9 protein-coding genes and 1 other RNA gene are annotated in these 12,369 nt (G+C 61.5%); 4 read left to right on the top strand and 6 right to left on the bottom strand.

Annotation, left to right across the window (positions count from 1 at the left end; genetic code table 11):
- Positions 1 to 2: 2 nt before the first annotated feature.
- The 4 genes from pheA to gyrA are packed head-to-tail and all read right to left on the bottom strand — an operon-like array spanning position 3 to position 5,432.
- Positions 3 to 1,124 (bottom strand): prephenate dehydratase, encoded by a 1,122-nt coding sequence (gene pheA, locus VITFI_RS11965; protein WP_089417155.1) that lies wholly within the window; start codon positions 1,122 to 1,124, stop codon positions 3 to 5.
- Complete coding sequence (serC, locus tag VITFI_RS11970; RefSeq protein ID WP_089417156.1) at positions 1,117 to 2,214, bottom strand: 3-phosphoserine/phosphohydroxythreonine transaminase; 1,098 nt, start codon at positions 2,212 to 2,214, stop codon at positions 1,117 to 1,119. Before serC ends, pheA begins: the two co-directional genes overlap by 8 nt.
- A gap of 27 nt (positions 2,215 to 2,241) precedes the next feature.
- On the bottom strand, positions 2,242 to 2,790 hold the full coding sequence (locus tag VITFI_RS11975) for a hypothetical protein (protein WP_089417157.1): 549 nt from the start codon (positions 2,788 to 2,790) through the stop codon (positions 2,242 to 2,244).
- 2 nt (positions 2,791 to 2,792) lie between these two features.
- Positions 2,793 to 5,432: a DNA gyrase subunit A gene (gene gyrA / locus VITFI_RS11980; protein WP_089417158.1), complete on the bottom strand. Its 2,640-nt coding sequence runs from the start codon at positions 5,430 to 5,432 to the stop codon at positions 2,793 to 2,795.
- A 264-nt stretch (positions 5,433 to 5,696) separates the two neighbouring features.
- On the opposite strand from gyrA, the gene ompA reads away from it, so the two are divergent.
- The 4 genes from ompA (at position 5,697) to ssrA (ending at position 8,197) form a co-directional block, all read left to right on the top strand.
- Positions 5,697 to 6,344, top strand: coding sequence for an outer membrane protein OmpA (gene ompA, locus VITFI_RS11985; protein WP_089417159.1), 648 nt, complete (start codon positions 5,697 to 5,699; stop codon positions 6,342 to 6,344).
- Between the two features lie 90 nt (positions 6,345 to 6,434).
- Entirely contained in the window at positions 6,435 to 7,133 is a 699-nt protein-coding gene (ubiG, locus tag VITFI_RS11990) for a bifunctional 2-polyprenyl-6-hydroxyphenol methylase/3-demethylubiquinol 3-O-methyltransferase UbiG (RefSeq protein ID WP_089417160.1), read from the top strand.
- Positions 7,134 to 7,144: 11 nt separating this feature from the next.
- A complete protein-coding gene (locus VITFI_RS11995) occupies positions 7,145 to 7,813 on the top strand; it encodes an HAD-IA family hydrolase (RefSeq protein WP_089417161.1) in 669 nt (222 codons plus the stop codon).
- A gap of 14 nt (positions 7,814 to 7,827) precedes the next feature.
- Positions 7,828 to 8,197, top strand: a transfer-messenger RNA (tmRNA) gene (gene ssrA, locus VITFI_RS12000).
- Between the two features lie 185 nt (positions 8,198 to 8,382).
- Here the strand turns inward: ssrA and VITFI_RS12005 are convergent.
- Positions 8,383 to 9,090: a M48 family metallopeptidase gene (locus VITFI_RS12005; RefSeq protein ID WP_089417162.1), complete on the bottom strand. Its 708-nt coding sequence runs from the start codon at positions 9,088 to 9,090 to the stop codon at positions 8,383 to 8,385.
- Position 9,091: 1 nt separating this feature from the next.
- Positions 9,092 to 12,358 carry a type I restriction endonuclease subunit R gene (locus VITFI_RS12010; protein ID WP_089417163.1) on the bottom strand — a complete coding sequence of 1,089 codons (3,267 nt, stop codon included), beginning with the start codon at positions 12,356 to 12,358 and terminating at the stop codon, positions 9,092 to 9,094.
- Between the last annotated feature and the right edge of the window lie 11 nt (positions 12,359 to 12,369).

Genomic DNA, 12,369 nt, shown 5'->3' on the forward strand with positions numbered 1-12,369 from the left:
ACTCAGTGCACGTCCAACGGGTAGGTGCCCAGCACCTTGAAGAACGCGCAAGCCTGCCGCAGCGCTTGCAGCGCTGTGGCAACACGAGGGTCATCAGGATGCCCTTGCACGTCGATGTAGAAGTAATACTCCCACTGGCCTGAACGGGCCGGGCGGGACTCGAAGCGACTCATGGAGACGCCGTGCTCCTTGAGTGGAATCAGCATGTCATGCACCGCTCCGGGCCGGTTGGCGACGGACACCACCAAACTGGTGCAGTCGTGGCCTGAGGCCCGGGGCGCTGGATGACGCAAAGGATCGGTAACGATGGCAAAGCGTGTGCGATTGCGCACATCGTCTTGAATCGCCGGGGACACCACATGCAGGCCGTACTCGTTGCCTGCCCGCACGCTGGCAATGGCCACCAAAGCAGGATCCAAGCCGGCCATGCGCGCACCCTCGGCGTTGCTGGACACTGGCCGGCGCTCCACATGGGGGAGATGCGCCGACAGCCATCCATGGCACTGACCCAGCGCCTGCGGGTGAGCGCACACGGCCTCAATGCCTTCCAATGAGTTGTGCTTGCGCAGCAGGTTGTGGCGCACAAACAAACTGGTTTCGCCAATGATGAACAACGGGGTCGTGAGGAAAATGTCCAGCGAACGGGCCACCACGCCCTCGGTGGAGTTTTCCACTGGCACCACGCCGAAATCGGCCGCGCCGGCGGCGGTGGTGCGAAACACATCGTCGATGCTGGCACATGGCACGCGCACGATGGACGAACCAAAATAACCCAGCGCTGCTTCCTCGCTGAAGGTGCCGGCGGGGCCGAGGTAGGCCACACGGGTCGGCGTTTCCAGCGAGCGGCAGGCCGACATGATCTCGCGCCAAATCGGTGCGATGCTGTCCGGCTTGAGCGGCCCGGGATTGGTGGCCTTCAAACCATCAATGACCTGGGCCTCACGCTCGGGGCGAAACACCACCGAGCCCTCTTTTTTCTTGATCTCACCCACCGCTTGCGCCAAACCGGCACGGCGGTTGATCATGGCCAGCAGTTCGCGGTCGAGCGCGTCGATTTGGTCGCGCAGCGCCAGCAGTTCGGGCGCGATGACGGGTGCCGGTGGGGGAGTGAGCGAATCAGCCATGGCGATGTGCGAAATCCTGCATGTAGTTCACCAGCGCTTGCACACCGGCCAAGGGCATGGCGTTGTAAATCGACGCCCGCATCCCGCCCACCGATTTATGGCCCTTGAGCTGCAACAACCCTTGGGCTTTGGCGCCAGCCAAGAACGCTTCGTTGAGCGACTCGTCCGCCAAAAAGAACGGCACATTCATGCGCGAACGGGCATCGCTGGCGATGCGGTTCACGTAGAAACCGCCGTTGTCATCCAAATAGCGATACAACAGGGTGGATTTTTCGATGGCGCGGCGCTCCATCTCGGCCACACCGCCTTGTTCACGGATCCACTCAAACACCAGCCCGGCGATGTAGATGCCATAAGTGGGCGGGGTGTTGTACATGGAACCATTGACCGCGACGTTCTTGTAATCGAACGCTGAGGGGCAAATCGGCAAAGCGTGGCCGATCAAGTCATCGCGCACGAACACCAGCGTGACACCCGCCGGGCCGATGTTCTTCTGCGCACCAGCAAACACCAGCCCCACGCGATCCCAATCGATGCTGCGTGACAGGATATGCGACGACGCATCCACCACCAACGGCGCCTCACAGCCCAGCGCCTTCAAATCGGGCAAGGTCTGGAATTCAACGCCGTGGATGGTCTCATTCGAGCAGATGTGGACGTACGCCGCATCGCGACGCAACTGCCAAGACGCCACAGCCGGCAGCGTGGTGTGGCCCGACGCCTCGTTGCTGGCCGCGCAGGCCGCGTCCGCGTAGCGCTGGGCCTCCTTCAACGACTTCTGGCTCCACGACCCAGTGACCACCACATCCACCAACCCTCCCCGCGACAGGTTCATCGGCACGATGGCGTTTTCACCCAACCCACCGCCCTGCATGAACAGGATGCGGAAATGTGCAGGCACGGCCAGCAGCTCGCGCACCGTGGCTTCGGCTTGTTCGTAGATGGCGATGAATTCTTTGCCGCGATGGCTCATCTCCATCACGCCCATGCCGCAGCCATGCCAGTCCAGCATGTCGGCAGCAGCGGTGTGCAACACCGATTCCGGCAACGTCGCCGGGCCAGCAGAAAAGTTGTAGGGACGCAGTGTCACGGAAGGCGGATCAAAAAAGAGGGATTGTCACTTGCCAGCGGGCGGCGCGAAGCGGTTTTTCAGCTTGGTGTCCAGGGCTTGGAGCTTGGGATCAACGCTGGTGCGCGTCTCGGCCACCACTTTCTGGGTGATGGCGGTCTGGGTTTGCGCACCGTACTGGAAGAATTTGCGTGAAGTGGGTGACTCCAGCCACTGCACCACCTGGCGCAACTCGTCCTCTGAGAATTTTTCTTCCAACTCCGCGCTGAAGATGGCCGGCGCAATTTTCAGCGCCTTGTCTTTGATCAGGGGTTCGATCTCGGCGGCTGTTTTGCGCAAATCGTCCTGGGTTTCCTTGAGCCAAGCATCGCGCTTATCGGCTGGCGCATGGGTCAAAGCCTGGTTCACGGCTTGCAGACGCACTTGCAACGCCTGTGCGGTCAACATGCGCGCCACGCCTTCCATTTCGGCCTGCTGCAACTTGACGATTTTGGCGATGAGTTCTTTCTTGGCTGCTGAGGCCGCAGGGGCGGCGTGCAGCACCGGGGCCATCACCGTCAGTGCCAGGGCCAGAGCCAGGGGGCGGAGGAGCAACATAGTCAGAGAGATTCCTGTTCAGAAGAGGGGACTGGCACGGCGCCAGGCTCAATGTCCGCCGACGCATCATTTTCAACAATGCGTTGCAGGCCGCACAGTGTGGCACCATCGTCCAGCGCAATGAGCGTGACCCCCTGAGTTGCACGCCCCATTTCGCGAATTTCAGCCACGCGGGTGCGCACCAGCACCCCCTTGTCGGTGATCAGCATGATTTCATCGTTGCCACGCACCAATGTCGCGGCCACCACCTTGCCGTTGCGTTCGCTCTGCTGGATGGCGATCATGCCCTTGGTGCCCCGGCCATGGCGGGTGTATTCCCCGATGGGTGTGCGCTTGCCGTAGCCGTTCTCGGTGGCGGTAAGGACGCTCTGTGTCTCGTCCTCCGCCACCAGCATGGCGATGACGCGCTGGCCTTCATCCAACATCATGCCGCGCACCCCGCGTGCCTGGCGCCCCATGGGACGCACATCGTCCTCGGCAAAACGCACGGCTTTACCACCATCGCTGAACAGCATCACGTCGTGGTGGCCATCCGTGAGGGCGGCGCCAATCAGGTAGTCCCCTTCGTCCAAATCGACGGCAATGATGCCGGCCTTGCGCGGATGGCTGAACTCATCCAGGGCGGTCTTCTTGACCGTGCCCAGGGCCGTACACATGAACACGTAGTGATCCGCCGGGAAGCTGCGGAACTCACCCGTCAGTGGCAGCACCACGGTCACCTTCTCGCCGTCTTGCAGCGGGAACATGTTGACAATGGGTTTCCCACGCGACGTGCGGCTGCCCTGCGGCACTTCCCACACCTTCAGCCAGTAAACACGGCCCCGGTTCGAGAAGCACAAAATCCAATCGTGCGTGTTGGCGATGAAGAGCTGGTCAATCCAGTCATCTTCCTTGGTCGTGGTGGCCTGCTTGCCGCGCCCGCCACGCTTTTGGGCGCGGTACTCGGCCAGAGGTTGGCTCTTGATGTAACCGGTGTGGCTCAGGGTCACCACCATGTCGGTGGGCGTGATCAGATCCTCGACCCCCAGCTCCTGCACGTTGTGTTCGATCACCGAACGGCGCGCACCCAGCTTGGTCTGACCAAACTCTTGGCGCAGTGCGCTCAACTCGTCCGCGATGATCGCCGTCACACGCTCGGGCTTGGCCAAGATGTCCAGCAGATCGGCGATTTGTGCCATGACATCGCGGTATTCGCCCAGGATTTTGTCCTGTTCCAACCCGGTCAGACGCTGCAAGCGCATCTGCAAAATTTCACCCGCTTGCCCATCCGACAACCGGTAGAGGCCATCCACCTGCATACCGTACTGCGGCGGCAGCGACTCGGGGCGATACGCATCGCGTCCACCAGGAGTCTGACCCTCAGCACGCGCCAGCATGTCGCGCACCAAGGACGAGTCCCAGTTCTCGCCCATCAGCGCCATCTTGGCCACAGGCGGTGTGGGCGAAGTTTTGATGATCTCGATGAAGCGGTCGATGTTGGCCAGGGCCACGGCCAGACCTTCGAGCACATGGCCGCGCTCACGCGCTTTGCGCAGTTCGAACACCGTGCGCCGCGTCACCACCTCGCGACGGTGCTCTAAGAAGATTTCCAACAACTGCCGGAGGTTGCACAAACGCGGCTGACCATCCACCAAGGCCACCATGTTGATGCCGAAGCTGTCCTGCAACTGCGTCTGTTTGTAGAGGTTGTTCAGCACCACCTCAGGCACTTCACCGCGCTTGAGTTCAATCACCACGCGCATGCCGGATTTGTCCGACTCGTCTTGGATGTGGCTGATTCCCTCGATTTTTTTCTCGTGAACCAGCTCGGCGATGCGCTCCAGCAGCGTCTTTTTATTGACCTGATAGGGGATTTCATCCACCACAATGGCTTGGCGCTGACCCCGGTCGATCTCCTCGAAATGCACCCGGGCGCGCATCACCACCCGGCCCCGACCCGTGCGATAGCCTTCGCGCACCCCAGCCACACCGTAAATGATGCCGGCGGTCGGGAAGTCCGGTGCCGGGATGATGTCCATCAAGTCATCGATGCTGGCCTCAGGCACACGCAACAGGTGCAGGCAGGCGTCCACCACCTCATTGAGATTGTGGGGCGGAATGTTGGTGGCCATCCCCACCGCGATGCCCGCCGAGCCATTCACCAGCAGATTGGGCAATCGAGCGGGCAGAACCAGGGGTTCGCTTTCGGAGCCGTCGTAGTTCGGGCCGAAATCCACCGTGTCTCGATCAATGTCTGCCAGCATGTCGTGGGCGACTTTGGCCAAGCGAATCTCGGTGTAGCGCATCGCTGCGGCGTTGTCACCGTCAATCGAGCCGAAGTTACCCTGGCCATCGACCAGCATGTGGCGCAAGCTGAAATCTTGGGCCATGCGCACGATCGTGTCGTAGACCGCCGTGTCTCCGTGCGGGTGGTACTTACCGATCACATCACCAACGATGCGCGCCGATTTCTTGTAGGGCCGATTCCAGTCGTTGTTCAGCTCGTGCATCGCGTAGAGCACACGGCGATGCACGGGCTTGAGGCCATCGCGTGCATCCGGAAGGGCGCGCCCCACGATCACGCTCATCGCATAGTCAAGGTAGGAGCGGCGCATCTCCTCCTCAAGGCTGATGGGCAGGGTTTCCTTCGCGAATGGAGTCATGGGTTCGAGCAAGCCAGCAAAAAGTGGCACGATCAGCGAATCGCGCCCAAATGATCATTCTACCGGCATGACTCTGTGGCGTTGGCGCAACGCTGTGTCCCGGAGAAGGCGCCGACCGAACCACAATATGCCTGCTCAAACAGCCTATGGCACAATGGGCAACCAGGTGGCAGATGCCCTGCTGAACGGGTGGGTGTGTGCCGAGTTTCCTGCTTCCGTTCGGAAGCTTCGCAGGCTTGCTGCGGTTTCCCTGAGAGGAGATCCATGAACAAACTGAACAAGGTGGCCGCGCTGTTCGCGTCGGTCGCGCTGGCAGCTCCGGTGTCGAGCGCCCTGGCACAAAGTGCGGAGAGCAATTGGCGTGGCGCCGATGGTTCGACCGTCTGGAAAAACGGCTCCAACGAGTCGTGCTGGCGTAGCAACAACTGGACGCCCGAAACGGCTGCCCGTAACTGCGACGGCGCCTATGTGCCTCCGCCCCCGCCGGCTCCGGCTCCTGCCGTTGTGACCGCTCCGCCGGCACCGGCTCCTGCTCCTGTGCCTGCCCCGGCTCCGGTGAAGGAAAAGCTGACGTTCTCGGGTGACGCCCTGTTCGCCACGGGTTCGGCAACCTTGACCAAGGACTTCCAATCCAAGCTGACCGACCTGAGCAATCAAGTCAAGAGCTTGAACTTGGAAGTGATCATCGTCACGGGTCACACTGACAGCCAAGGCAGCGACGCTTCCAACCAGAAGCTGTCGGAAAAGCGCGCCGCCGCCGTCAAGACCTTCTTGGTTTCCAAGGGTGTTGACGCCAACCGTGTCTACACTGAAGGCAAGGGCGAGAAAGAGCCTGTGGCCGACAACAAGACCTCGGCTGGCCGTGCCAAGAACCGCCGCGTGGAAATCCAAATCGTCGGCACCAAGAAGTGATGTCAGGTCTGGCGTTTCGGCGCTGATCTGCACACCCCAACCCCGCTTCGGCGGGGTTTTTCGTTTCCGCTGCCTTGTTTTTATTCGATCATGCACAACGCAGACCCTCAGGAGCTCGAAAAATTCGGTGAACTGGCCCATCGCTGGTGGGATCCGGATGGTGAGTTCCGCCCACTTCACCAGATCAACCCGCTCCGCCTGGGATGGATGACCTCCTTCGTACCGTTGCAAGGTTTGCGCGTCGTTGACGTCGGCTGTGGAGGCGGCATTTTGGCGGAATCGATGGCCCGCACGGGCGCCGACGTCCTCGGCATTGATTTGTCAGTCAAGCCGCTGAAGGTGGCGCGGCTGCATGCGCTGGAAGCGGGCGTGGCTTCGTTGGATTACCGCGAAATCGCCGCCGAAGCGCTCGCAGCGGAACAGCCTGCCAGCTTTGATGTGGTGACCTGCATGGAAATGCTGGAGCATGTGCCCGATCCCGCTTCGGTGGTGCAAGCATGCAGCCGCATGGTCAAACCGGGTGGCTGGGTGTTTTTTTCGACCCTGAACCGCAACCTCAAGTCATTTTTGATGGCGATTGTGGGGGCCGAGTATGTGTTGAACATGCTTCCCCGGGGCACCCATGAATATGCCCGCTTCCTCCAGCCCCATGAGCTGGCTGGGTTTGCACGTCAGGCAGGGTTGTCTCTCCATGCCAGCACAGGGCTGAGTTACAACCCCGTGACCCAGCGTTACGCACTGAGCGCCGACACCAGCGTGAACTATCTGCTGGCTTGTCGGCGGCTGTAAAAGGAATCACCATGCCCCATCTCGCCATCGACGCGGTGCTGTTCGATTTGGACGGCACCTTGTTGGACAGTGCGCCTGATCTGACGCATGCCATGAATCGGCTGCGCCAAGAGCATGGCCTGCCGGCGCTGCCTCTGGCCACGTTGCGCCCGGTGGTGGGCACAGGTGCCCGAGGCATGCTGGCGGTGGGTTTGGGCGTAACGCCGCAAGAGGCTGAGTTTGAGTCTTTGCGGGTGCGTTTTTTGTCGTTTTACGCTGAACAATTGCTGGGTGAATCCACGCTGTTCGCGCAAGTGCCCGGGGTGCTGGCAGAACTGCAACGCGCCGGTGTGGCCTGGGGCATCGTGACCAACAAGGCCACGCGCTTCGCAGAGCCCATTGTGCGTGGACTGGCCGCCCTGGCTGGCGCGCAGGTGCTGGTGTGTGGCGACACCACGGCCCAGTCCAAGCCTCACCCGGAACCGTTGTTGCACGCGTGCCGTGTTCTGGGCGTGGCCCCCGAACGCACGGTGTACGTGGGTGACGATGAACGCGACATCGTGGCCGGGCGTGCGGCAGGAACGCACACAATTGCCGCAGCATGGGGTTACCTGGGCCAAGGTGAGCCCGTTGCGACTTGGGGTGCAGATGTGGTGCATGAACACCCCCATCAGCTCTTGAATTGGCTGAATCTGGCGTAAGATAGAGGATTCCCGGGGCCGATCTGGTTTCGACGTGGGTGCGGAGTCGGGATAGTGCATGTCGAGCACCAGTTCGCTCGTTAAACCACTGGAAACAAGTAACTGCAAACGACGAACAGTTTGCCCTCGCCGCTTAACACCGGTGAGCCCCTCAACGGTTGGCCGATGGGCCGGGCCTGAGCCGCAAGGCAAAGGCTGAGGGGTCATTCACATTGGCTGGTTGTCTGGCGGGCCACTCGTCAGATGATAAGACTCAGTGGCTGGCGACCTGGGCAGCGTGCCGCTGCGCGGTTCAGGGCGTGAGACTCAAATCAGACGGCTAAACATGTAGATCTACCTGGCGATGGCTTGCGGACGGGGGTTCAATTCCCCCCGGCTCCACCAAATTCATCAAGCCCCTAGACACATCAAGTGCCTAGGGGCTTTTTTGTTGTCACGTTGGTGCAGATGTAGGCGGTGAAGGGCACAGTCGGGGGAACAAACCTGCCCCATTCCCTGCACCCGTAGAACAGCAGCAAGGACGGATCCCAAAATTACGTGCTATCCGTGCGCAAAAGCTCTGTAAGGCGTCACAAATCGAGCGCTGCTCCCTGCACCCGCAGCCATGCCATGCGTTCTTGATGGTCGGGCAGCACTTTGTCCACCTCATTCCAGAACGCAGCGGAGTGATCGCGGTGGTGGAGGTGACATAACTCATGCACCACAAGGTAATCGAGCACAGTTTGCGGAGCCATGAGGCTTTTCCAGTGAAACGCCAGTTTGCCCGATGCTGAACAGGTGGCCCAGCGCATGCCAAGCTCCCGCACTTCCAGCGCACCAGGCTGCACGCCCACCTTCGGCGCGTAGTGAGCCACGCGTTGTGCCAAGCGGTCATGGCCCTTGCGTGTGTAGAAATCCACAAACGCCTGGCGAGCCGCTTCCGGGCCACCACGCAGCAACAGGGTTCGGGCCAGCAGAAAACGCCCGTTCTTCAGCCGCAGCGTTTCGTCTTCGGTGTCCGCCCACTCCAGCCGGTAATGCTTGCCCAGGTAAAGGAAGGACTCGCCGTTGACCCACTCCCGCCGCACCCGGCTGGCGTTGAGTTCGCGCCATTCGGCCAGGCTGCGGTAGATCCACATGCGCTTGGCCAGCACGGTCTGATCCACCTGTTCGGGGCTGAAGCGCTTGGGCGGGCGCACTGTTACCGTGCCGTTGCGTTCGATCACGATGTCGGTGGTCTTGCGGTCGGTGCCGGGCAGCAGGTGGTATTGAATGTCGCGGATCTGGCGCACCTGCATCTCACGCTCCAGCTTGGCCACACCCTTGAATGAGCACCTCGTGGCGGCTCTTGGCCAGGCTCATGATGGCCACCGCCACCCGTTCGGCGTTTTGTTTCAGCTCTGGAATCTGCGCTTTCATGATCTCGATTTTCAGCCGGCCGCGCACCTGCCGCTGCTTGTCCGGGTTGCGCCAGAAATCGAGGCTGCCGATGGTGTCTTGCAGAATCTCTACCGTCTTTTCCATCAACGCCAGAAAGGCCGGGCGCTGGGCCGCGTCCACGCTGGCGCTGGCAAAGCCTTCTTTCAGGATGTAGTCAAAGAAAGGGGCCACTTCGGGCGGCACATCCCCCGGCGTTTGCTGGCGCCCGGCCAGGGCTTCTTTTCGCAGCTCGGTGAGCTTCTCGGCCAGCAAGTCCCACTGCTGTTGATGCTGTTTCAGCAGCGCTTCCACTTTCTGGGACAGGCGTTGGTAGAAGCTCGGATCCTCGTCATGATGCACCGTGCAGTGCTTGCGGATGGCATGGGCCATTTCGCTGGCCTTGGCGCGGGTGTTCTTCTCTGCGTGCTGGTTGAGCTTGGCCAGGAAGTCTTCGGCCAGCAATTCCACCGGCGGCACCTTGGGGTTGATGCCCAGGCTGATGAGGTGCTGGTTGATGAGCGCTCGCACCTTCTCGCCGGCTTGGCCCAGGTCGAGGCTGGCATCCTTGTAGCGCTCTTTGGCGACGTGCAGCAGGTAGCCCAGGCGACGCGCTGGCACACGGTAAGGCTGCGCAGCCGGGCGCGGCAGGATGATGTCCAGGCTGGCCAGGAACTTCTTCAAACCAACGTCAAACGTGGCGCGGGCTTTTTCGTCTTCCAGGGCGGTGACGGCCGCATCGGCAACTTGCACATCGGCGTTCATGTCGGGCAGGTGGCCTTCGACGAAGGCGCGGATGTCCGCCACACCCAGCCCGACGAACACTTGCAGCAGGCGCTGGTAACGCTCCTCCAACACGGGGAGCTCGGAGGCAATGTCTTTTAAACCATCGCGCAACTCGGCCAATTCATCGCTGGCGGCGTAGAGGGTGAGGGCTTGCGTCAAGTGGCTGGCCAGGCCGACGTAATCCACGATGTACCCGCGCTGCTTGCCCTGCTTCACCCGGTTGGTGCGGGCAATGGCTTGCAGCAAGGTGTGTTCGCGCAGCTTCTTGTCGATGTACATCACCTGCTCGATGGGGGCATCAAAGCCGGTGAGCAGCATGTCACACACGATCAGGAAGGCGATGCCGGTGTGGCCCTGCTCCGGGTCATCAAGGTTGAAACTGCGGCAAAAGTTCTCTACCGCGTTCATCTCCCGGGCCTGCTTGCGCACGGCAGTGATGGCGGCGTCTTCGTTGGTGCCGTCGCTGGAAACAATCACCGCTGTTTTCAGAAAGCGCAGTTGCCGCAGCAAGTCGGCATCGGGCACGGGGGCCGATGCTTCCTGTTCAATGCGCTTGGCCAATGCCTTCTGAATGCCTTGTTGGTAGCGCAGGCACGCCAGCTTGGAATGGCACACCACCTGCGCCTTGAACCCATTGGGCAGGATGTTGGCGATGTAGTGCTGCACCAGATCCGTGGCGATGGCGTTGATCCGCTGTTCGGCTTCGAGGATGTCACCGGTGGCACCGTATTTTTTCTTGATGGCCTCCAGCTCGGCCGGGCTGCGGTCACGAAACAGGTCTTCAAACGCGGTGTCGAACTCGGTTTTCTTCTCCAGCGCGTTGTCGGCGGTTTTGCCTTCGTAGAGGATGCGCAGCGTGGTGCCATCTTCCACTGCATCGAGCAGCCGGTAGGTGTCGATGTAGCTGCCGAAGCGTTTGTGCGTCTTTTTCTCGCCGTGGCGCTGGGTGATGAGCGGTGTTCCGGTGAAGGCGATGCGTGTGGCGTTGGGAAACGCCTCGAACAGGTTGTCCCCCAGGTCAGAGCTTTGGGTGCGGTGGGCCTCGTCGATCATCAGCAAGATGCGCTGCGAGGGGTTCACTTCGCCAAAGGTCTTGCCCGAAGGCAGGGGTTCATCACTGCCCAGCGCTTCGGCCACGGCGGTGCTCAGTGTCAACGTGGGCTCTTGGAACTTGTGGATCATCACCATGTTGATGTCCGAGCTGTCGCTGGCGAGTTGCTGGCGCAGGCCGGCGCGGCTCTCGATCACGTTCACCTTGCCGCCGATGAGGGTGGCGGTGTCGCCGAGCTGTTCCTCCAGGTCTTGGCGGTCGTTGACGAGGACGATTTTGTAATCGCTCAGGTCGGTGCTGGCGCGCAGCATCCGGGCCAGAAACACCATGGTGAGGGACTTGCCGGAACCCTGGGTGTGCCACACCACGCCGCTGCGCTCGGCGGGGGTTTGGCCTGCACGCAAGCGCTGCACGATGCGCCCGGCGGCGCGGAACTGCTGGTAACGCGCCACCACTTTGACCCGTGGCCCGCCGTCGGTGTCCATGAACACCGCGCAGCAGCGCAGCACTTGCAACAGGTTGGCCGGGGGCAGCAGGCCAGCGATGAGGCGTTGCTGGCCGGTCATGTTGGCGAGTTCGGTGTCGGCCTGGGGAAAGAGCGTTTTCCAGGCGTAGAAGTGTTCTTCGCCGGAGGTGATGGTGCCGTAATCTGCTTCTTGTCCGGTGCTGCGGATCAGCAGCAAGTTGCTGTGGAACAGGCGCGGTTCGCCCTCTTTCAGCCCGGCGTGTTCGGTTTTGGGGCGGCGGTTCATGTAGCGCCGCAACTGCTCCAGCGCTTCTTGCAGCGGGTTGGCGCAGTGGGCCGACGCCTTTTTGCACTCCACCACCCCCAGCGGGATGCCGTTCACGAACAGCACGATGTCGGGAATGATGAAATCTTTCACACACCCGGGGGTGTCCACGCGGAACTGGTTGATGGCGTGGAAGCGGTTGCGCTCGGGGCGTTGGAAGTCAATGAGTTGCACCACCGGGTCGGCTTCGCCGGTGAGGGGGTTCTCATCCACCTGGGCCTTGAACAGCAGGGCTTGCACCGCTTCGTTGGCTTGCACCAGGGGGATGTGGCTGGGCTGCTGGTGCAACTGCTGGCGCAGGTCGTCAAGCTGTTGCGCACTGAGCCAGGCTTGGCCGTCGGCGGTGCGGTTGAGGTCGCGCACGGCCTGGTCGAACACTTCGGGCAGCAGCCATTGGCGGAAGTGCTGGCGCAGGCTGGCCCGGGGGTTCTGGGGGATGCCCTGGCCTTGATCCACCACCGTCCACCCCAGGGCGGCGAGTTGTTGCAGGAAGGGTTGTTCAACCTCGGTGTACTCGCTCATGCTGGGGCTGG

This window comes from Vitreoscilla filiformis, from assembly GCF_002222655.1.
In the GTDB taxonomy this organism is placed as follows: domain Bacteria; phylum Pseudomonadota; class Gammaproteobacteria; order Burkholderiales; family Burkholderiaceae_C; genus Ideonella; species Ideonella filiformis.